The following is a 21,044-nucleotide window of genomic DNA, read 5'->3' as shown; positions in this document are numbered from 1 at the left end:
TTCAAAATACAAGAAGATGAATAATAAAAAGATATATAGCAAAGCAGCCTTGGCATTGGCAACCATGGCCTTCACGGTAGTGGGCTGTAGTGAAGATTGGCTCCAGCCCAAGCCGCTGTCATTCTACGAACCCGGTGTAGCCCTATCCAATGCCGAAGGGATGTATTCTGCACTTACTACGTTAGAGCGTAATATGCGGCATGAGTACTTCGGTGACGCAGCGCCGATATTGACGGAGATTATCCAGTCAGAAGTGGCGGTTGAGGGTACCACGGACAAAGCAGGTCCACAAATGGATATGGATGTCGCTCTTTTGCCAGATGCACAATTGAATCATACCGATTTCACCAAGGTTGGGTGGTACTGGTATGAAGGATACAAAGGCGTCAAATACGCAAATACAGTGATTTCACGTATTGACAACGCCGAATTTGGAAGTGAAGAAGAACGTAATGCGGTGCTTGGGTCAGCCTATTTCCACCGGGCGTACCGATACTACAAACTGACCCACCAATTCGGCGATGTACCATACCTGGATTGGGAAATCGAAGCCCCCAAGTATGACTTCTATTCGTACGATCGGTGGGGTATCCTAGAACGGATGAAGAAGGATTTGGAGTTTGCTTACCAATGGGTCCCCGAAGTTGTGGATCGTGGCCGTACTTCGAAGGCAGCCTGCGGTGTGTTGCTTATGAAAGTTTGCATGGTACTCGGCGACTTTGACCGCGCCATACAGGTAGGGCAAGAAATCGTAGCCAAGCATCCGCTGATGAAAAACCGCTTTACGCCTAACCAGGGTAAGCCCAATACCAACCTGATGTTTGATTTGCACAGCATCGAAGCAAAATTGGACATGACCAATACCGAAGGGTTGATGTATGTGGTATCGTATCCCGAAGAAGAAGGTTCAGACCGCATCCAAACGATGCGTAATGCCGTGCCCTTTTGGAATAGCGGAAACATCAAAACACCCGATGGACAAGGGGGTACAAGCATCGCGCCAGCAGCCGGCGAAACCGATCCCGAAATGGACTTAAATAAGTCCTATGGCCGGGGTATCGGCCGGTTGCGTTCCACATCCTACTTTACAAGCTATATATGGCGAGCTGATAAGGAAGCTAACGATATGCGGGGGATATACAATCGCGATAGTTGGCGCCGCATGGAAGATTTGAGATACAATGCCCCCGGATTGAAATCCAGTGGAAATCCGTGGTATGGCGAACACTTCGTAAAGCCAGCCAACATGAGCGTGGAAGATACCATTAGAACGTGGTATCCGTGGCCACATTACAAGGTGTTCGTGCCAGATCCGCTACAAACCCAATGGGCCGGTGGTGAAACTCCCTGGTACATTTACCGGTCGGCCGAGGTTTACCTGTTGATTGCCGAATGTTATTATTGGAAAGACCAACCGGCGCTCGCGGCTGAGGCTCTGAATGAGGTACGAATCCGTGCGGGTGCCCAGCCCCTCAACGCAGGAGACATCAATATCGGAGAAATACTGGATGAGCGTGCTCGCGAGCTTTATTATGAGGAGAACCGACATGTCGAATTGGTGCGGATTTCGTATATCTATGCGAGAACGGGCAAACCCTGCGAGATTTTCGGTGGCCGTACGTATAGTCTGCAAAATCTAAGCGGACCAGGAGGAACAGGTTCAAACGTAAAACAAGAAGGCGTCAATTTTTGGTACGATCGTGTGGTGACTAGGAGCAACTTCTACAACAAAGGGGTGGTACACAAATGGGCGGAATATAAGATCAGTGTGCATCACATCTTATGGCCCGTCCCTGCCAATGCGATCAACACGAATATAAAAGGTGTCATTAATCAAAACATTGGCTATCCGGGCGCTGAACGGAATGTGGAACCGCTCCAAGTACCTCAAGAAGGAACCGTTTTGGGCCCGCAGGCTGGAAGCTGACAGTTCTTTATTGATTAATCCGATACGGGCGGCCCTTTACTTTAGGGTCGCCCGTTTATTATGGCAAGACTGTCCGCGAGGCCCATTTTACCAATTCGAAAAAATAATTGTATAATAAAAAACAAATGCTGATATTTGCAAACCCTTTGCAAAAAGGCGTTTAATAATATATAACAATACCATCATGTCAAGAGTTTGTGATTTAACAGGAAAAGGGGCGATGAATGGGTACAACGTTTCCAATTCAAATGCGAAGACGAAGCGTAAGTTTTACCCTAACCTGCAGACCAAGCGGTTCTTCATTCCTGAAGAAAACCGTTGGATTACCCTGAAAGTATCCACCTCGGCGATAAAAACCATCAACAAAAACGGCATCACCGCCGTGATCAACAAGTTTATCAAGAAGGGATACGTCTAAAGAATTATCCGGGTCGATTGGGCGGATTATAATACAACGAAGCAATGGCAAAAAAAGGAAATAGGGTTCAGGTCATTCTGGAATGCACCGAGCACAAAGAAAGCGGTCAACCGGGGATGTCTCGTTACATCACCACCAAAAACAAGAAAAACACCACCGAGCGGCTTGAGCTGAAAAAATTCAACCCGGTGTTGCGCCGCGTTACCGTTCACAAAGAGATTAAATAAATCCGCGGTTGCTTTCAGGTAGCAACCTGCATAATGAAAAAAAGAGATGGCAAAGAAAGCAGTAGCATCACTCAAAACGGGCAAAGGCAAGGATTACACCAAAGTTATCACCGCCGTTAGATCCCCGAAAACAGGTGCATATACCTTTAAGGAACTGATTGCGCACAACGACCACATCAAAGATGCCGTTGAGGCAGCAAAAGTAGCCGTTGAGGAATCGGCTGCAGAGTAACCGCTGTAGCCTATCAATATTGCGAAAAGCCGTTTCGGGAAACTACCGGAAGGGCTTTTTTGTTATGTTTGCAATTAGTGGGCCCGTTTAAACGGGCCCAACGACAACTAAGCGATGGGACTATTTGATTTTTTCAAGAAAAAGCAGGAAACACCGGAAGCCCAGGAGGCGCTCGATAAGGGTTTAGAGAAGACCAAAGAAGGGTTTTTATCCAAGATCACCAAGGCGGTGGTTGGCAAATCAACGGTGGATGACGACGTACTTGATGAGTTGGAAGAAGTGCTCGTTACGTCGGATGTGGGCGTAACCACCACGCTCAAGATCATCGAACGCATCGAAGCCCGTGTGGCGCGCGACAAGTACATCAACACGTCGGAGCTGAACGCCCTCCTGCGCGATGAAATCCAAGCACTGCTCGCGGAAAACAACAGCGCCGATTTCGAACACTTCGAATACGGCGAACACAAGCCGTATGTGATCATGGTGGTGGGCGTAAATGGCGTGGGCAAAACAACTACCATCGGTAAGTTGGCCCATCAACTCAAACAAGCCGGGAACAAGGTGGTACTGGGTGCCGCCGACACGTTCCGGGCGGCAGCCGTAGACCAGATCAGGCTATGGGGAGAACGCGTGGGCGTGCGCGTGGTGGCACAGGCCATGGGTTCGGATCCTGCCTCCGTGGCGTTTGACACCGTCAAATCTGCCGTGGCCAATGGAGACGATGTGGCTATCATCGATACTGCTGGCAGGCTCCACAACAAGGTAGCTCTCATGAATGAGCTGACGAAGATCAAGCAGGTGATGCAGAAGATCGTGCCGGGTGCACCCCACGAAATCCTGTTGGTACTCGACGCCTCTACCGGTCAAAATGCCATTGAACAGTGCAAGCAGTTTACCCAAGCTACCGATGTGAATGCACTGGCGCTCACCAAACTCGACGGTACCGCCAAGGGAGGCGTGGTGATTGGCATATCCGACCAGTTCAAGATACCCGTGAAATACATCGGCGTGGGCGAGAAAATGGACGACCTCCAACTGTTCAACAAGAAGGAGTTTGTCGACTCCCTGTTCAAATGACCATAACCATTCATGAAGACGAAACAAGTAAAACCGGCAGACGTACCCCAGAAACCGCGCGTAAACGTGGTTACATTGGGCTGCTCCAAAAATATACACGACAGTGAGGTGCTGATGGGCCAACTGCGGGGCAACGATATGCCGGTAGTGCATGAGTCGGCTGATATACAGACCGACGATATCGTGGTCATCAATACCTGTGGGTTCATAGACAACGCAAAGCAGGAATCGATCGATACCATCCTGCAATACAGCGCGCTCAAAGATGCGGGCAAGGTTGGTAAGGTCATCGTTACTGGGTGCTTATCGGAACGTTACAAACCGGAACTGCAAAGCGAAATACCCAACGTAGACGCCTACTTCGGCACGCATGATTTGCAAGACCTCCTTGGTGCTGTCGGGGCGGATTACAAGCACGAGCTGATTGGCGAGCGCTTGCTGACCACGCCGTCACATTTTGCGTATTTCAAAATTGCGGAAGGCTGCAACCGGCCCTGTTCCTTCTGCGCCATCCCGCTGATGCGGGGGAAACATGCATCCACACCGATGGAATCACTTGTGAAAGAGGCCCAGTTGTTGGCCAAAAATGGCACCAAAGAACTTATCCTCATCGCTCAGGACCTAACCTACTATGGGCTCGACCTATACGGCAAGCGCAACCTTGCTGACTTACTGCGCCGGCTATCAGACGTGGAAGGTATCGAATGGATACGGCTGCAATATGCCTATCCGTCGGGCTTTCCGATGGACATCCTCGATGCGATGAACGAGCGTACCAATATCTGCAATTACCTCGACATGCCCCTGCAGCACGTCAGCGACCGCATGCTTACCTCCATGCGGCGGGGCATCACCAAGCAGAAGACAATCGACCTGGTTAATGCCATACGCGACCGCGTGCCGGACATTGCCCTGCGCACCACACTTATCTGCGGGTACCCCGGCGAAACCGAACGGGATTTTGAAGAGCTCCGGCAATGGGTGGCCGACACGCGTTTCGACCGCCTCGGCTGTTTTACCTACTCACACGAAGAAAAGACCCATGCCCACACCTTGGTAGACGATGTGCCCGAAGAAATAAAAGCCAACCGCGTGGAACAGATCATGGACATCCAACAAGGCATCTCCTTCGATATCAACCAGCAGAAAGTGGGGAATACCTACAAGGTGCTGGTGGATAAAGTAGAGGGTGACTATTTCATCGGCCGTACCGAATACGATTCGCCCGAGGTAGACAACGAAGTACTCATCCCTACCGCGCAAAACTACCTTACATTGGGGCGCTTCGCCCATGTGCGTATAGACAGGGCCGAAGATTTCGACCTGTATGGAACGATTGTCAAATAATCGTTATCCGTCCCGGTTTTCGCTCGCAACGCCTATCTTTGTTTATTGATGAAGGCCACCTACATAGATTACAAAGACACCAACAGCTTTTCAAAAACATTGCTGGCATATTTAAGTAACGACCCATCGCTGGCTAATTTCGCGGGGAATAAGCCAACGATTGAAGGGTTTGCCCGCCAATTGGAAACCAAGGCCGGCAAAACCGACCGGGCCACTTTGGTGCAGGTATTGCGCCACCAATACGGTGCTGCCCTGCAGCAGCACCCCACTGTTGCAACCAACATTGATGCCCTGGCAGACGAACGTACTTTTACCGTTACCACCGGCCACCAACTCAACATCTTCACAGGGCCGCTGTATTTCATTTTTAAAATAGCCACCACCATACGGCTTGCCCGCGATCTCAAAATAGCCTTCCCCGAGTACAACTTTGTACCTGTTTATTGGATGGCGACCGAAGACCACGATTTTGCCGAAATCAATCATACGAGGCTTCACGGCAAGAAGATCGTATGGGACATCCCCGCCGTGGGAGCGACGGGGCGTATGAAGACGGCCGGGTTGACGGATACCGTACGTGAATACCAACGTACACTTGGCCTTTCGGACAACTCATCCAAATTGGCCGCCTTGGTTGAGGCAGCCTACCTGAAACACGATAACCTGGCGGATGCCACGAGGCATTTGGTCAACGGACTGTTCGGTGCCCACGGTCTTGTAATCATCGATGCAGACGAGGCAACGCTCAAACAACGCTTCGCACCCTTCATCGAGCGGGATATCCTTGGATTATACAGCCACTCGGCTATTGAAAAAACGTCGGAAGCATTGCATGCGGCCGGATTTACCGCACAAGTGCATGCCCGCGAAATCAATTTCTTCTACCTCACCGATGGATTCCGCGAGCGTATTGTAAAGCGTGAAGACGCCCGGTTTGAGGTGCTTAACCAAGGGATTTATTTTTCGGAAGACGAACTCAAAGTGGAAATACAACAACACCCCGAGCGTTTCAGTCCGAATGTGGTGATGCGCCCCCTGTACCAAGAAGTGATATTGCCAAACCTTGCCTACATCGGCGGAGGCGCTGAGGTTGCCTATTGGTTACAACTGAAATCATGTTTTGAGCACTACGGCTTGGATTTCCCGATCCTCGTACCCCGCAACTCGGCGATGATCACCGACGACAACATGTCGGTGAAGGTGCTTCGGCTCAACTTGACCTTCCGAAGTATTTTCAAAGACACGGAAGAACTCAAGAAAGAATATGTCCGCCGCCACACCAAACACCGGCTTACACTCAACGACGAGTGGATGGAACTAAACGCCATCTTCAGCAAGCTGCGTCTGCGCGCCCATAAAATCGATCCGAGCTTGGGCCCTAGTACAGATGCGGTGAAAGCACGGCTGAAAAAAGCCATCCACAATTTGGAGAAGAAGTTGCTTAAAGCCGATAAGCGTAACCATGAAGATGCGCTGATCCAGATTGACCGTATCAAGGAAAAGCTTTTTCCAGGTGGGGTGTTGCAGGAACGGTCGGAAAATATGGGTCCGTTGTATGTGCGTTATGGCGACCGCCTCATCGACGAGCTCATCCATCACTTCAACCCGTTGGATTTCAAGTTTACCATCATTTATTGAACCGGCTTTATCTGTTCGCTTACGCGTGCATGGGTCGTAGTGTCTCGACCCGTCAATTCAAAGTATAGGATATTCGGACTGAGCACACTACCTCCATCGATACGTACAAAAATACGTTCTAAGACCGCTTCCCGATTTTTGATAGTGGTATACACCTTGTAGGATTTACTCTTTTCGCAATATGCCAACCGCAACGGGTGGTCCTTATAGGCGGCGAGTACTAATTCAAACTCCCCATTGCCAAGCGATCTATGACTAATGCCGTATGCCAGGGTACGTTGCAGATAATTCAACCCTTTACGTAGACCGCCCTCCGCATAGCGGATCCAATAGACATTTACCGGCTCATCGGGGTCAACAACCCCCTCTTCCATGTTGAGTTGGTAGATGACCGTGTTGGCATCCGGATCACGCTGCAAGTAGAATAGCTGGTTCGGTTCGTTTGGCACCGGAAGGCTGTCAACCACGACTTTTTTTGCTGATTGGCGCTCCTGCGCAGCCAAACTAAACCCCGAGAAAAAGAGCAAAACACATAGACTGCCTTTTGCACCCCGGCGTAGACGCAAATGGTGAAAAGCACACGGACGTAAGAGCGGGTATCTCAGCATAAGCAGCCTCCTTTTCCCCAAACTTAGCTAAAATCCGTATGATATGCAATATAATAGGCACTCCGCTGCCATGGCAAGGATAATGCTACCGCACAATGATCGTGAATCTTCGCCAACCAAACTTCCCTTGAACCGCTCCATCGGAAAATATTTCCGTACATTAGCTGTTGAATCATCATAGGATTCCTTATAAAGACAACGATTATGACCATACCGTCGACAGGCCCCCTGCTGTTATCCGCCATGTGCTTGGTATCCGCCGTCGCCGATGCGCAAGTAGCGCCTGCAAGGCAGAAACCGAACGTCGTCATCATCTTTACCGACGACCAAGGGTACCAGGATGTCGGTGTATTCGGTTCGCCCGATATCCAGACGCCCAATCTCGACCGAATGGCCGCAGAAGGGGTGCAATTCACAAACTTCCACGCGGCACAGGCTGTCTGCTCCGCATCCCGAGCTGCCTTGCTTACGGGATGTTATCCCAATAGGCTCGGTATCCATGGCGCGCTCGACCACACCGCCAAACACGGCCTCCATCCCGACGAGATGACCATCGCCGAAATGCTTAAACCGCTGGGTTACCACACCGCCGCTATCGGCAAATGGCACCTCGGCCACCACACGCCCTTCCTTCCCACACGGCAAGGGTTCGACGAGTTCTTCGGTCTTCCGTACTCCAACGACATGTGGCCGCACCATCCAGAGAATAAAAACTACTACCCACCCTTGCCTCTGTACGAAAACGAACGCGTTATCGATACGGTCAACAATCAAGACCTGCTTACCACGCAGTATACCGAGCGGGCTATTGATTTTATCGCACGGAATAAAGATGAACCCTTTTTTCTCTACCTCGCCCACAGCATGCCCCACGTGCCATTGGCCGTGTCCGACAAGTTTAAGGGCCAATCTGAAAGGGGATTATACGGCGACGTGATTATGGAAATCGACTGGTCCGTGGGGCAGGTGTTGCAAACGCTAAACCGATACGGCTTGGACGACCGCACCTTAGTGATCTTTGCCTCCGATAATGGGCCCTGGCTTTCCTATAGCGGGCACAGCGGCGAGGCTCTCCCATTGCGCGAGGGCAAAGGCACTTCGTGGGAAGGCGGTATCCGCGTGCCCTGCATCATGCGTTGGCCCGGCAATCTACCGGCCGGCAAAATACAGGCCGAGCCTGCCATGACTATCGACGTGTTACCTACCATCGCGTGGATAGCCGGGGCGGAACTTCCCCGCCGTCACATCGATGGGCTCGACATCGGGCAACTCATGCAAGTGGCAGATGGGGCAAAAACGCCCCATGAGGCCTACTATATCTATTACAACCGCAATGAGCTCCAGGCGGTCATCATGGGCGAATGGAAACTCTACCTGCCGCACGCCTACCGCACCCTCAAGTCTGATCAACCGCGCCGCGATGACGGCATCCCCATCAAGTACGAGATGACCAAAATGGAAACACCCGAGCTATACCACCTTGGCAAAGACATCAGCGAAGCTACGAATGTGGCTGCCGAACACCCCCGGATAGTCGAAGCGATGCTACGGCTGGCTGAAAGGGCCCGTGCCGATATGGGTGATGCGCTCACCGGCGTAGCTGGAAAAAACCTGCGGGAGCCCGGTAGGATCGATGAATTGAAATAACCCCATTGTTCACTTAACAAAACCAACCAATGAATGCGACAAATCCGAAAACGACAAAAATAGGGGTCTTGTTGGCCGCTGGCGGAATGGCTTGGTCATGCGGCTCATCCTTACCTGCCGAACAGGGAATGGAAACCCGCCATTTCATCGATGTCACCGCCACCCACGTGCCGGAAGATCCCGAAGCACATATCCTCGAAGTAGCCTTCGCCGATGTGGATGGCGATGGCGACTTGGATGTCATCGCCGCCCTCGAAGCGGACGAGAACCGGCTGTATATCAACGATGGCAAAGGTGTGCTCAGCTGGCAGCGTAGCGTGTTCAAGGCCGCCAAGCACGATACCGAACACGTGCGCGCAGTCGATTTCGATGGCGATGGCCATATCGATGTGGTGTTTGTAGCCGAAGATGACCAAACCCATGAGTATTACCTTGGCAATGGCGATGGCACTTTCCGCAATGTGAGCAACCGCCTGCTGGGTAAGAGTGAGGGTAACGGTCTCGATGTAGGCGACCTGGATGGCGATGGCCGCCCCGACATCGTGGTAGGCAATTCTGGGAAGGATGGTCAAAACTTCCTTTGGTTAAACGATCCGGGGCGCCCCGGGTATTTCATAGACCGCACAGCCGAAAACCTGCCACAGGTCAATGACGCCACGCAAAGCATCAAACTGGCCGATTTTAACGACGATGGCCACCTCGATATGGTGATAGGCAATGAGGTACCGCCAAACCGCTTGCTCCTCAACGACGGCACGGGTCGATTTACCGAGCATGCCGACCAACTCGATTTGCCCGAGCCGTTGGAAACACGTGAAGCATTGGTGTTCGATGTCGATGGCGACGGCGATTTGGACATCGTTTTTGCCAACATCACCAGCAATGGAGGCAAGTGGGACAAGAACCCGGTTGCCCGCATACTCATAAACGATGGTCAAGCGCGGTTTACCGACGAAACCACACAACGCATGCCCGCTTATAAATATTCCACCTATTCGGCACGCGAAATCGATTTCGACCACGACGGCCACATTGACTTGTTATTGAGCGCCATCGCTATTCCGGGCTTCTCTGAAGAACGATTACGCGCCTTCCGCAACGATGGAACAGGCCATTTCACGGACGTAACCGACGATGTCCTCCCTCCATCGGTGGTGGGCCGCAACTGGAACATCACCGTAGGCGATCTGAACGGTGATGGCATCGCCGACGCATTCATTGGGGGGTGGGGCTCGCAGGGGCGCCTGTTATTGGGAAAAGCGAACCCAGCACCAGGAACTGGAATAGAGTAAATGTTTTTAGATCAACAAACCCGGATAGACCTGCAATTGCTAGATGAGCTCAGCGACAGCGTATTTGGCTGTTTTAACCACACTGAGACACACGGTGGTGAAGATGCATTACGCGAACTGTTCGGCAAACCACTTGCCAACCACAACGAACTAGCGATCCGTAGGTCCAATATCCGGTTCTTTGTGGAAAAAGCTGTAGAGCTCACTTTCGATAAGACAGCGGTCGACTTTATGGACTACTACCTCAAGCGGCCCGACCGGCCGGCGTCATTTTCGGTATATGGTGGTATCCGTAATGCCATGGCCCACTTTTTCTCGCCCAACCAAACGTATTATACCAAGCGCCGTGGCATAGCTGAGGTCTTGGATATCCTGGCATTCGTCACCGTACACTGTAACGCCTACCCACCGGGCAATGATACCCCCCTTCTGGCTGATCTCCGTAACACCCTTGCTCGGTTAAGCGAGCACCCGCTGCTTGCTGCCTACATAACAGCACCAGAAAAGCGCATGGGGCGGTACCATGTGGAATACATCGACTACCTGCTCCGCAATAAGTTCCATCAGGAAACGCTGAATTTGCTCGACCAGGTCTATCTGCTCGATGCCTATCAAGCCATAGCCATCGCGACCCGCAGGTACGGATTCACCTTCCCTGAGTTTCACGATGAGGAGGCCCTGCAACTCGAAGGCGTTTTCCACCCGTTGCTCGATAACCCGACACCCAACAATGTCTCCTTGACATCCGATCGGCGGCTCAACTTCATCACGGGAGCAAATATGGCGGGTAAATCAACGCTTATGAAGGCGGTGGGTATTGCGGTTTACCTTGCCCACCTCGGTTTCCCGGTGCCGGCAGTACGAATGCAAACCTGCCTACTCAATGGGCTCATCACCACCATCAACCTCGCCGACAATATCGGCGCAGGCTATAGCCATTTCTACACGGAAGTGAAACGGGTGAAGCTGGTTGCCGAACGTATCCAACAAACCGATCGTCTACTGGTCATCTTCGATGAGTTGTTCCGTGGTACCAATGTAAAAGATGCCTACGAAGGCTCACTCCGTATCGTACAGGCATTTGCTGCTATCAACAAGGGCTTTTTTATCATTTCCACGCATATCGTAGAAGCTGCCCAAGCGTTGGCCGCGAACCAGCACATCAGCTTCTATTACCTACCTATCGATATGGTCGACGGAAAGCCTGTATTCGATTATCGCCTTCGGAAGGGCATTACCGATGACCGAATCGGCCTGTGGATATTGGAAAACGAAGGTGTATTTGCATTGTTAAACAATAAACAATAATACTAAATAAATTAGTATATTTGTTTGATGGATACCATTCAAAATCCCGAATATTTCAAAGGCCGGGGAGCGCAGGTAAATACGCACAATAAGTTTGCCGCACAGCGGTATGTCGCCGAGCACATCGAAGGGCTGGATGAAGAGTTTCTCGAAAACTCGGGCACTCAACTCATTGAAGAAAACCCCAAGAAAATCATCAGTGTCAACGATAGTCCCGATCTCCGCATGGGATACTCCCTCAACCCCTACCAAGGCTGTGAGCACGGTTGTATCTACTGTTACGCGCGCAATGCCCACGAATATTGGGGCTACAGTGCGGGGCTCGATTTCGAGCGCAAAATCATTGTCAAACGCAATGCCGCCGCTGTGCTTGAACGCCAGTTCAATGCGCGCGGCTACAAGCCGCAACCCATCATGCTCTCGGGCAATACCGACTGCTACCAACCTATAGAGCGTAAACTAGGTATCACCCGAGCTATCCTGCAGGTACTGGTAAGCTATCGGCATCCCGTCTCCATCATCAGCAAGAACAACCTCATCCTGCGCGACCTGGATATCCTCTCGCAATTGGCCGGCCTGGGTCTTGTCCACGTGGCCATTTCAATCAATTCATTGGATGAATCGCTGCGGCAGAAGATGGAGCCGCGTACGGTTACGGCCAAGGGTCGACTCCATGTCATCCAGCGGCTAAGCGACGCGGGCATCCCCGTGATGGTGATGTGCGCACCCATCATCCCCGGTCTCAATAGCAACGAAGTGCCACGGGTCATTGAAGCAGCGGCACACCATGGTGCGCGCGGTGCGGGGTATACCATTGTAAGGCTCAATGGGGCTATCGGAGAACTGTTTACCGATTGGGTACACAAGGCGTACCCCGACCGGGCCGAAAAAGTACTCCACGGCATTTCCGCCTGCCACGGCGGCAGACTCAACGATAGTCGGTGGGGCACCCGCATGCGGGGTGAAGGGCATGAGGCCGAAAGCATCAGGCAATTGTTCAAACTGAGCGTGAAGCAATACATGAACCACCGCACGCTGCCCGAGCTACGGCTGGATCTGTTTACACCCAAGGGTGGAAAGCAGCTGGATTTATTTTGAAGGCCGTTTTTTTTTCTTACTTTCGGCAGTTGAACCTTAGAGGATGAAAGAATATCTGATCCAGACACCGGTAGCCAGCATCATTTTTGCCTTTACCATCGTTACCAGTATCTACACATTTTCAAACCACCAACTTTTCGGTCGGTTTATGCTCCACCCGCACAGCGTAAGCCGAGGGCGCCATACGTACACCCTCATCACTAGTGGCCTTATCCACCGCGATTGGGGGCACCTGCTATTCAACATGCTTACATTTTATTTCTTTGGCTTTGCCCTTGAGTCCATATTCGTGAGCCTGAGCGCTTGGGGTCATCTCCACTTCGCGTTGCTTTATATCCTTGGCTTGGTGGTGAGCGATGTACGCACGGTATTCAAGGAGCGTAACAATCCCAACTATTATAGCCTCGGTGCTTCAGGCGCCATCAGTGCCGTATTGTTCAGTTTCATCCTGTTCCAGCCCATGACCATGCTCGGTATCTTCTTCATCATCCCCATGCCTGCCTGGTTGTTTGCCTTTCTTTATCTCGGCTATTGCGTTTGGGCATCGCGCAACGCACGTGATGGCATCAACCACGACGCACATTTTTATGGCGCAGTTTTCGGATTGGCATTTACCATCGTGCTATATCCGAGCATTATATCTTATTTTATCGGGCAATTTTCTTAAGCACGCTTAGTGTTTTCCTAACACCAATTTAATATACTTAAAACCAATATATTGTAATGGGATTAATAAAATAAATCTTCAAATATAGGCAGGCTATATTGATTTTTTGCGATTAATATTTACATTAGCGGCGTTTATAAACTTAATTGTATAGGAATTGTAATGAAACCTGCCACGTCGGTGCTAACAACAAAAAGATGATGAACGTGCAGGTTCCATGAGGCCATTAAAGAACTAACTTAGCGCAGCGTCTTCATTGACGCTGCAAAAAAAATTAATGAATCAATAATAATTTCCGAATGAAAACCTTGGCAACATCAGACTATATTGTCTTTCTCTGTTATTTCGTCATTATTGCAGGCTATGGCCTTTGGATTTACTACCGCAAGCGGTCCAAAGAGCTCAACACCAAAGACTACTTTCTTGCCGAGGGGTCGCTGACCTGGTGGGCCATCGGTGCTTCACTCATCGCTTCCAATATTTCGGCGGAGCAATTTATCGGCATGAGTGGCGACGGCTTCAAGCTGGGGCTGGCCATTGCGGCCTACGAATGGCTTGCAGCGGCGACGCTCATTATTGTAGCCGTATTTTTTATACCGGTATACCTCAAGAATAAGATTTATACCATGCCGCAATTCCTTAACCAGCGATACAATGGTACGGTAAGTACTATCATGGCCGTATTTTGGTTGTTGCTCTATATCGTGGTTAACCTCACTTCCATCCTTTTCCTGGGTGCTTTGGCTGTATCGGCCATATCGGATATTAATTTCACCGTCTGCATGTATGGCATCGCCATCTTTGCCATTTTCATTACGCTGGGCGGCATGAAAGTGATCGGTTATACCGATGTTATCCAGGTATTGGTACTTATCCTCGGCGGACTAGCCACAACCTACCTGGCATTGAATATGGTTGCCGACCATTTCGGCGGCGACGGTGTGCTTAGTGGCTTGGGGCTGTTGCATCAAAATGCACCATCGCATTTCGATATGATTTTCGACAAAACGCAAGAACACTATATCAGTCTGCCCGGCCTGTCTATCCTTATCGGTGGTATGTGGATTGTGAATCTCAATTACTGGGGTTGCAACCAATACATCACCCAGCGCGCACTCGGGGCCGACCTCAAAACGGCGCGCAACGGTATTCTCTTTGCCGCTTTCCTTAAAATGCTAATGCCCGTTATCGTGGTGTTGCCGGGTATCGCCGCTTATGTCCTTTATAAAGAAGGGTTCTTCCAGCAAGAAATGCTCGAAGCAGGTGCCGTCCGTCCTGACAAAGCTTATCCGGTTTTGCTCAACCTTCTGCCTGTAGGATTGAAAGGTTTGGCATTCGCCGCACTTACTGCAGCTGTGGTGGCTTCGCTCGCCGGTAAGTCCAACAGTATCGCTACTATTTTCTCATTAGATATCTACAAAAAAATATTCGATAAAGAGGCAAGCGAACGGAAACTGGTCAACATCGGCAAAATCACCATTGTTGTCACCATGATCCTGGCCGTCATCATCGCCCCGCATTTGGGCATCGAAAAGGGCGGATTCCAGTACATCCAAGAATACACCGGATTCGTTTCGCCTGGGATCTTCGCCATGTTTATCCTCGGATTTTTCTGGAAAAAGGCCACTTCCAATGCGGCGCTGTTCGCTACCATTGGTGGCTTTGCCTTGTCGGTTATTCTGAAGTTCCTGCCCGAATGGACAGACTTGTCATCGCTCTATTCAATCGGTTTCGCCGTTCCCAATGCGGCGGGCATCTACGAGATACCATTCATAGACCGGATGGGAATCGTATTCGTATTCTGTATCTTGGGCATGTTGCTCATCAGCATCATCGAAAACAACCGTGGTGTGGTACCCAAAGGACTGGAAGTGGACCGTAGCATGTTCAAGGTACACCCAGGCTTCCTAGCCGGCACTGTGATTATCATTGGTTTGTTGGTAGCGATTTATACCATATTCTGGTAAAACGTATAGATTCAGATAATGAAAGTCGCCTTCATCGCTTGCGTGATAGCATAGGCGATGAGGGAATGTCCCTGTCAATCAATTACCTGTGCGATGGATGTATCCCGGCGATGATATCAAATACAACGGCGAAAATGCCCCCGAAGCGATTGAGCTGCAATACAACGGAAACGACAATGTCAATGAACTGATGTGGCTGCTTAAAGACTGACAGCATAGGGATTCCAAATCGTTACGTCGCTATACGGCGAAAAGTAAGTACATTAGCTGTTGATTGTTAATACGCTAATCATAGCCCCCATGTACAAGAGATTACTTTTTGTTGCCTTCATCGGCTTTCAGCTGTGTTATGCACAGCAGTCTGCGCTAACGGTCGAGTACATCATGCGCGACCCGAAATGGATCGGCACGTCTCCCGTCGGCGCCTTCTGGGGTGCCGACGGTGCGTTATATTTCGATTGGAACCCCCAAGCGGAAGAAGAGACTTCCCTATATCGAGTCGCGCCCGGAACACCTACACCCCAACGGGTCAATGAGGTGGCAAAGCAAGCCCTTGTCCGCCAATACGCCTACGCTCCTTCCCGCAAGCGGGCCGTCTTCGAGCGCGGGGGTGACCTCTATCTTCGTGACCTGAAGTCGGGTGATGAGTTGAGGTTGACCAATACGATACAGCACGAGACCAACCCCTATTTCAACGGCGACGGCACCCAGGTCTTCTTCCAACAGGGAGATAACCTGTTTTCCATGTCGGTCTCCGGTGGCGAGTGGACCCAGCTCAGCAACTTTGTGCGCGAAGAGCGCAGCATACGCCGTGATTCAGACAAACCGCAAACCGAGCAGAACAAGTGGTTGGAGCACGATCAACTCCAACTCTTCGACGTACTGCAAGCCCGCCATCGCCAGGATTCCCTGCGAAACGTTCGGTTGCCTGACCACGGGCCCGAAGGACAGCCTAGGTCTATCCATATCGGCAATGCGATGCTATCCATGCAGCAAGCGAGTCCCGATGGCCGCTATGTTAGTTATGTACTTATCAAACGTGCTGAAAACAACACCAACACCATCGTGCCCAGCTACGTTACGGAGTCGGGTTATACCGAAGATATCCCCGCACGCACCAAAGTCGGCAACGCCTCATCCACATTAGAAGCATATCTCTACGATAGGCACCTCGATACCACGTACCGCATCAATACGACCATCATTCCCGGTATCCGCGACCTGCCCGCCTTTTGGGACGACTATCCCGATACCAAATCAAAACTGCTGGCCGACCCACAAGATAGGCAGGTCTCCATGGGGCGCATTATATGGAACGAAGCCGGTACCGATGCGGTTGTCGCCGTTGCCGCAGCCGATCATAAAGATCGTTGGATCATGCGGCTGGATGCCGCAACGGGTGCCCTCCATCTGATCGACCGACAGCGCGACGAAGCATGGATTGGAGGTCCCGGCATCGGGGGGGCGTGGGGTGGTGGCAGCCTCGGCTGGATAGATAACGAAACTATCTATTTCCAAAGCGAAGCATCTGGCTACTCCCACTTGTACCGCGCCAATGCCCGTACCGGTGAGCGACAACAACTTACCAATGGCAGGTGGGAAGTGAGCGACCTGCAGTTATCGGCCGACCACAAGCAATTCTATTTTACGGCCAATATAGTTCATCCGGGCATTACCCACTTCTATCGATTACCCGCCTCCGGCGGCACGCCCATCCGTATTACCGGTATGGACGGTGGTAACGAGGTTGTCTTATCTCCCGATGAGAAATGGCTAGCCATCCGATATTCGTATAGTAATAAGCCGTGGGAACTATATCTGCAGGAGAATAAGGCCGGTACCAAAGCGATACAGGTTACGGAATCGGTTACCAATGAGTTCAAGGCGTACGCCTGGCGGGAACCCGAAGTTATTACGTTCAACAATCGACACGGCGACGAAATATACGCACGCCTCTACCAACCTATCAACCCAAAGCCCCACCGTCCGGCGGTCATCTTCGTACACGGTGCCGGTTATCTCCAGAATGTACACTATTGGTGGAGCCAGTATTTCAGGGAATACCTGTTCCACAACCTACTGGCCGACCTCGGCTACACTGTCCTCGATATCGATTATACGGGTAGTTCCGGCTATGGCCGCGACCACCGGACAGGCATCTACCGCCACATGGGGGGGAAAGACCTCAGCGACCAGGTAGATGGTGCACGCTTACTAGTGGAAAAATATAACGTCAATGCCAAGAACATCGGCATATATGGTGGCTCCTATGGTGGATTCATCACGCTTATGGCAATGTTTAATGAGCCTGAGGTATTTGCCGCGGGCGCTGCGCTACGCTCAGTGACCGACTGGGCGCATTACAACCATGGTTATACCTCAAACATCCTCAACGAACCGGTTGAGGATCCGATTGCGTACCGCCGCTCGTCGCCTATTTATTTTGCCGAGGGCCTCAGCGGCCACTTGCTCTTGTGCCACGGCATGGTTGATGTAAACGTACATTTCCAAGATATCGTGCGGCTCAGCCAGCGGTTGATTGAGCTGGGTAAAAACAATTGGGAATTAGCTGTTTATCCAGTTGAAGACCATGGGTTTGTAGAACCCAGTAGTTGGACGGATGAATACAAACGCATACTTAAATTGTTCGAGGAGCGGCTTAATAACTAATTGTACCATATACCCTACCCTGCCCAACTGTCGCGGTCTAAACTACGGAACTGGATGGCTTCGGCCACATGCTCGGATTGGATATCATCACTTCCGTCCATATCGGCAATGGTGCGCGATACCCGGAGGATGCGATCGTACGCCCGGGCCGAGAGACCGAGCCGTTCCATAGCTGTTTTGAGTAATGCTTGGCTATGCTCATTGATATGGCAGCGATCACGTGCGTGACGCGCGCTCATTTGCGCATTGCAGTGGATGGTGGCATGACCTTCAAACCGTTGGGCCTGCCGTTTGCGTGCTGCGATTACGCGGCGCCGTACAACCGCGCTTGTCTCGGCAGGATACGGTGATGCCAGCGCTTGGAAGTCAACAGGTGTTACCTCCACATGCAGGTCAATGCGGTCTAACAAGGGACCAGATATCTTGTGAAGATATCTCTGCACCATTCCCGCGTGGCATACACAGGTTTTCTGCGGATGGTTATGGAAGCCGCAAGGACAAGGATTCATAGCTGCCACCATAATGAAACTCGCTGGGTAATCTACCGAAAATCGAGCACGTGATATGGTTATGCGGCGCGATTCGAGCGGCTGACGCATCACTTCCAATACGGCACGTCTAAACTCCGGTAGCTCGTCAAGAAATAGCACCCCATTATGGGCAAGGGAAATCTCGCCCGGCTTAGGGTTTGCCCCGCCCCCCACCAAGGCAACGTCACTGATGGTATGGTGCGGTGCACGGAATGGCCGGGTTGTCATCAGGGACTTAGCAGCTCCGAGCGTGCCTGCCACCGAATGGATTTTAGTGGTCTCGAGGGATTCGCCTAGACTCAGCGGCGGCAGGATAGTGGGCAGGCGCTTGGCTAACATGGTCTTACCCGAGCCAGGCGGGCCAATCAGCAACACATTATGCCCCCCGGCAGCGGCTATTTCCAACGCCCGTTTGATGTTTTCCTGCCCCTGTACATCCGCAAAATCGGTATCGTAGTTATCTACTTGATCCAGAAAAGTTTGGTCGACGTCTACCGTCACATTATTTAGTCGCTGTTTCCCGCTCGTGAAGGCGATGGCTTCGCTAATATGATCGATGCCATAGACCTGCAGGCCGGCTACGGCCGCCGCCTCCCGCGCATTAGCCCGTGGAAGGATAATGCCCTTAAAGCCATCGTGCACAGCTTGCATAGCGACGGGAAGGACTCCCTTAACAGGTTGCACACCGCCGTCCAGCGAAAGTTCGCCCAATATGATGAAGTCGTCAAGTGCCGGTGCTACCAGTTGCTTGGATGCAGCTAAGATACCTATGGCTATGGCCAAGTCATAAGCGGAACCCTCTTTCCGGATATCTGCTGGAGCCAAATTTACCACAATCTTCTGCCGCGGCATCCGCATCCCGGCCGCAGACAAGGCACTTTCAATACGTTGCAGGCTTTCCTTTACCGCATTGTCTGGTAAACCGACGATGTAGTAACGGGTACCGCCTGTAATGTTTACTTCGATGGTAATCGTTGTAGCTTCAATGCCGTAAACAGCACTTCCATAGGTTTTTATGAGCATAGGTGGAAGTAATTTCCGCTAACTTAGAAAAAGTTTGCGCGAAAAGCAAACTTTGGCGATTAGTTTTGGTGTTGCTTCTCCTCGTATTGCTGCAACGCCTCCTCTGCAACTTCTCGGGCATGGTCACGCAACGGGTATATCTTCTCATCGTTATCCAACACGAGCGATTGTGACCGGATTACTTGGCGCACATCATAGAGCCATAACATAGTGTTCATCAACAATGCCAAAAGACCGATTAGTATCAGTAGCTCCACAGTGCCGATAAACTGGAAGGAGAGGGCAGTTCCAATCATCACAATATTGAATGTCGAAAGTACCAAGGTCGCCTGCGTATGGGTCATTCCCGTATCAAGCAACCTGTGATGTAAATGGTTCCGGTCTGCCATGAAAGGTGATTTTCCTTGAACCAAACGGATGACGATTACACGCAGTGTATCAAAAATCGGAATAATCAAAATCGCTATGGCCACAGCAGGAACCGCACGGCCGAACGAATTTACCATTGCGGTTACTTCACCCGGTTTGTTAAGTTCGATAAACTGAATAGCCAGTACGGAAACAATGAACCCAATAGTATACGCCCCCGCATCGCCCATAAAGATACGGGCCTTGCCCAGGTTATAACGAAGGAAGCCCAATACCGATCCGGCCATACTAACGGCCAGTATCGCCAGCCCATATTCTTCCATCTGGAAGAATATGTAACCAAAAGTAAGACTTACAATCATGCTCACACTACCCAACAACCCATTAATGCCGTCAATGAGGTTAAACGCATTGATGATAAATACGATGAGAAGGCTCGTAAACGGATAACTCACCACGGGGTGAATATCATGGATGCCGAACACGCCGTAAAAACTAGTAAGGCGGATGTCAGCAAAATAAACCACAATCAACGCAGTCACCGTTTGGCCGAGAAATTTCTTGTAAGGATTCAATGCCGCAAGGTCGTCTTTGAGGCCTACCGAAAAAATCAGCAATCCAGAGGCGAAGATATAGTTGGCGTATGGCAGGATATTGCCCGATATACATAGGCAGGCCGTAAAGGCAAAAGAAATAAGCACCGCAATGCCACCCAGGTTTGGCGTTCTGTATTTGTGGATTTTTCGCTCTTCGAGTGCGGGATCGTCAAACAATCGCTTTTTGTAGGCCAGCTTAATTAACGAAGGTACGGCATACAGGGTTATGATGCATGAGAACAAAAATGAAAAAAATAACAAGTAGATCTCCACCATATAGATTAGCGTGTTCGTTCAAACGCAACGCGGCAAAGATAAGCGAAATAATTGGAAAAAGTTATCATGCAACGTCGCGTAGGAGCGGTGCAATATTTATGCCACATTCATAAACGAAGGCGCAATT

At 50.9% G+C, this 21,044-nt stretch carries 17 protein-coding genes; 14 read left to right on the top strand and 3 right to left on the bottom strand.

Going from position 1 to position 21,044, the window contains the following annotated elements; translation table 11 throughout:
* Nucleotides 1-16 precede the first annotated feature (16 nt).
* The 7 genes from ACEVG1_RS02925 to bshC all read left to right on the top strand — a co-directional run bounded on the left by ACEVG1_RS02925 (nucleotide 17) and on the right by bshC (nucleotide 6,866).
* A complete protein-coding gene (locus tag ACEVG1_RS02925; protein WP_374742059.1) occupies nucleotides 17-1,927 on the top strand; it encodes a RagB/SusD family nutrient uptake outer membrane protein in 1,911 nt (636 codons plus the stop codon).
* Between the two features lie 184 nt (nucleotides 1,928-2,111).
* A complete protein-coding gene (rpmB, locus tag ACEVG1_RS02920) occupies nucleotides 2,112-2,345 on the top strand; it encodes a 50S ribosomal protein L28 (RefSeq protein ID WP_188507788.1) in 234 nt (77 codons plus the stop codon).
* A 44-nt stretch (nucleotides 2,346-2,389) separates the two neighbouring features.
* Complete coding sequence (gene rpmG, locus ACEVG1_RS02915; RefSeq protein ID WP_257658623.1) at nucleotides 2,390-2,572, top strand: 50S ribosomal protein L33; 183 nt, start codon at nucleotides 2,390-2,392, stop codon at nucleotides 2,570-2,572.
* A gap of 46 nt (nucleotides 2,573-2,618) precedes the next feature.
* Complete coding sequence (locus ACEVG1_RS02910) at nucleotides 2,619-2,804, top strand: DUF4295 domain-containing protein (protein WP_374742058.1); 186 nt, start codon at nucleotides 2,619-2,621, stop codon at nucleotides 2,802-2,804.
* A 114-nt stretch (nucleotides 2,805-2,918) separates the two neighbouring features.
* Nucleotides 2,919-3,881: a signal recognition particle-docking protein FtsY gene (ftsY, locus tag ACEVG1_RS02905; RefSeq protein WP_374742057.1), complete on the top strand. Its 963-nt coding sequence runs from the start codon at nucleotides 2,919-2,921 to the stop codon at nucleotides 3,879-3,881.
* 12 nt (nucleotides 3,882-3,893) lie between these two features.
* Nucleotides 3,894-5,228: a 30S ribosomal protein S12 methylthiotransferase RimO gene (rimO, locus tag ACEVG1_RS02900; protein WP_374742056.1), complete on the top strand. Its 1,335-nt coding sequence runs from the start codon at nucleotides 3,894-3,896 to the stop codon at nucleotides 5,226-5,228.
* Between the two features lie 48 nt (nucleotides 5,229-5,276).
* A complete protein-coding gene (bshC, locus tag ACEVG1_RS02895; RefSeq protein ID WP_374742055.1) occupies nucleotides 5,277-6,866 on the top strand; it encodes a bacillithiol biosynthesis cysteine-adding enzyme BshC in 1,590 nt (529 codons plus the stop codon).
* Here the strand turns inward: bshC and ACEVG1_RS02890 are convergent.
* Nucleotides 6,860-7,333 carry a DUF4833 domain-containing protein gene (locus tag ACEVG1_RS02890; protein WP_374742054.1) on the bottom strand — a complete coding sequence of 158 codons (474 nt, stop codon included), beginning with the start codon at nucleotides 7,331-7,333 and terminating at the stop codon, nucleotides 6,860-6,862. The genes bshC and ACEVG1_RS02890 overlap by 7 nt on opposite strands.
* Before the next feature lie 345 nt (nucleotides 7,334-7,678).
* On the opposite strand from ACEVG1_RS02890, the gene ACEVG1_RS02885 reads away from it, so the two are divergent.
* The 7 genes from ACEVG1_RS02885 to ACEVG1_RS02855 all read left to right on the top strand — a co-directional run bounded on the left by ACEVG1_RS02885 (nucleotide 7,679) and on the right by ACEVG1_RS02855 (nucleotide 18,123).
* Nucleotides 7,679-9,121, top strand: coding sequence for a sulfatase (locus tag ACEVG1_RS02885; RefSeq protein WP_374742053.1), 1,443 nt, complete (start codon nucleotides 7,679-7,681; stop codon nucleotides 9,119-9,121).
* A 29-nt stretch (nucleotides 9,122-9,150) separates the two neighbouring features.
* Entirely contained in the window at nucleotides 9,151-10,413 is a 1,263-nt protein-coding gene (locus ACEVG1_RS02880) for an FG-GAP repeat domain-containing protein (RefSeq protein WP_374742052.1), read from the top strand.
* Entirely contained in the window at nucleotides 10,414-11,721 is a 1,308-nt protein-coding gene (locus tag ACEVG1_RS02875; protein WP_374742051.1) for a DNA mismatch repair protein, read from the top strand.
* A gap of 27 nt (nucleotides 11,722-11,748) precedes the next feature.
* Nucleotides 11,749-12,819 carry a PA0069 family radical SAM protein gene (locus ACEVG1_RS02870; protein ID WP_374742050.1) on the top strand — a complete coding sequence of 357 codons (1,071 nt, stop codon included), beginning with the start codon at nucleotides 11,749-11,751 and terminating at the stop codon, nucleotides 12,817-12,819.
* A gap of 43 nt (nucleotides 12,820-12,862) precedes the next feature.
* Nucleotides 12,863-13,486 carry a rhomboid family intramembrane serine protease gene (locus ACEVG1_RS02865; protein ID WP_374742049.1) on the top strand — a complete coding sequence of 208 codons (624 nt, stop codon included), beginning with the start codon at nucleotides 12,863-12,865 and terminating at the stop codon, nucleotides 13,484-13,486.
* A gap of 299 nt (nucleotides 13,487-13,785) precedes the next feature.
* Entirely contained in the window at nucleotides 13,786-15,453 is a 1,668-nt protein-coding gene (locus ACEVG1_RS02860; RefSeq protein ID WP_374742048.1) for a sodium/sugar symporter, read from the top strand.
* Nucleotides 15,454-15,753: 300 nt separating this feature from the next.
* On the top strand, nucleotides 15,754-18,123 hold the full coding sequence (locus ACEVG1_RS02855; RefSeq protein WP_374742047.1) for a prolyl oligopeptidase family serine peptidase: 2,370 nt from the start codon (nucleotides 15,754-15,756) through the stop codon (nucleotides 18,121-18,123).
* 14 nt (nucleotides 18,124-18,137) lie between these two features.
* On the opposite strand, the gene ACEVG1_RS02850 is transcribed toward ACEVG1_RS02855, so the two are convergent.
* Both ACEVG1_RS02850 and ACEVG1_RS02845 read right to left on the bottom strand, forming a co-directional pair.
* A complete protein-coding gene (locus ACEVG1_RS02850) occupies nucleotides 18,138-19,676 on the bottom strand; it encodes a YifB family Mg chelatase-like AAA ATPase (protein WP_374742046.1) in 1,539 nt (512 codons plus the stop codon).
* A gap of 59 nt (nucleotides 19,677-19,735) precedes the next feature.
* Nucleotides 19,736-20,917 carry a glycosyltransferase family 4 protein gene (locus ACEVG1_RS02845; protein WP_374742045.1) on the bottom strand — a complete coding sequence of 394 codons (1,182 nt, stop codon included), beginning with the start codon at nucleotides 20,915-20,917 and terminating at the stop codon, nucleotides 19,736-19,738.
* Nucleotides 20,918-21,044: the final 127 nt, after the last annotated feature.

This window comes from Parapedobacter sp. 2B3 (assembly GCF_041925275.1).
GTDB lineage: Bacteria > Bacteroidota > Bacteroidia > Sphingobacteriales > Sphingobacteriaceae > Parapedobacter > Parapedobacter pyrenivorans_A.
Note: the sequence above shows the minus strand (reverse complement) of the source record. Positions and strands in the feature narration are given on the sequence as shown.

Excerpts from the sequence above, each read along its gene's own strand:
- ACEVG1_RS02925 (WP_374742059.1), top strand. The coding sequence starts at position 17 with ATGAATAATAAAAAGATATATAGCAAAGCAGCCTTGGCATTGGCAACC.
- ACEVG1_RS02910 (WP_374742058.1), top strand. The coding sequence starts at position 2,619 with ATGGCAAAGAAAGCAGTAGCATCACTCAAAACGGGCAAAGGCAAGGAT.
- ACEVG1_RS02875 (WP_374742051.1), top strand. The coding sequence starts at position 10,414 with ATGTTTTTAGATCAACAAACCCGGATAGACCTGCAATTGCTAGATGAG.
- rpmG (WP_257658623.1), top strand. The coding sequence starts at position 2,390 with ATGGCAAAAAAAGGAAATAGGGTTCAGGTCATTCTGGAATGCACCGAG.
- rpmB (WP_188507788.1), top strand. The coding sequence starts at position 2,112 with ATGTCAAGAGTTTGTGATTTAACAGGAAAAGGGGCGATGAATGGGTAC.
- ftsY (WP_374742057.1), top strand. The coding sequence starts at position 2,919 with ATGGGACTATTTGATTTTTTCAAGAAAAAGCAGGAAACACCGGAAGCC.
- ACEVG1_RS02845 (WP_374742045.1), bottom strand. The coding sequence starts at position 20,917 with ATGGTGGAGATCTACTTGTTATTTTTTTCATTTTTGTTCTCATGCATC.
- ACEVG1_RS02880 (WP_374742052.1), top strand. The coding sequence starts at position 9,151 with ATGAATGCGACAAATCCGAAAACGACAAAAATAGGGGTCTTGTTGGCC.
- ACEVG1_RS02885 (WP_374742053.1), top strand. The coding sequence starts at position 7,679 with ATGACCATACCGTCGACAGGCCCCCTGCTGTTATCCGCCATGTGCTTG.
- rimO (WP_374742056.1), top strand. The coding sequence starts at position 3,894 with ATGAAGACGAAACAAGTAAAACCGGCAGACGTACCCCAGAAACCGCGC.
- bshC (WP_374742055.1), top strand. The coding sequence starts at position 5,277 with ATGAAGGCCACCTACATAGATTACAAAGACACCAACAGCTTTTCAAAA.
- ACEVG1_RS02860 (WP_374742048.1), top strand. The coding sequence starts at position 13,786 with ATGAAAACCTTGGCAACATCAGACTATATTGTCTTTCTCTGTTATTTC.
- ACEVG1_RS02850 (WP_374742046.1), bottom strand. The coding sequence starts at position 19,676 with ATGCTCATAAAAACCTATGGAAGTGCTGTTTACGGCATTGAAGCTACA.
- ACEVG1_RS02870 (WP_374742050.1), top strand. The coding sequence starts at position 11,749 with ATGGATACCATTCAAAATCCCGAATATTTCAAAGGCCGGGGAGCGCAG.
- ACEVG1_RS02865 (WP_374742049.1), top strand. The coding sequence starts at position 12,863 with ATGAAAGAATATCTGATCCAGACACCGGTAGCCAGCATCATTTTTGCC.
- ACEVG1_RS02855 (WP_374742047.1), top strand. The coding sequence starts at position 15,754 with ATGTACAAGAGATTACTTTTTGTTGCCTTCATCGGCTTTCAGCTGTGT.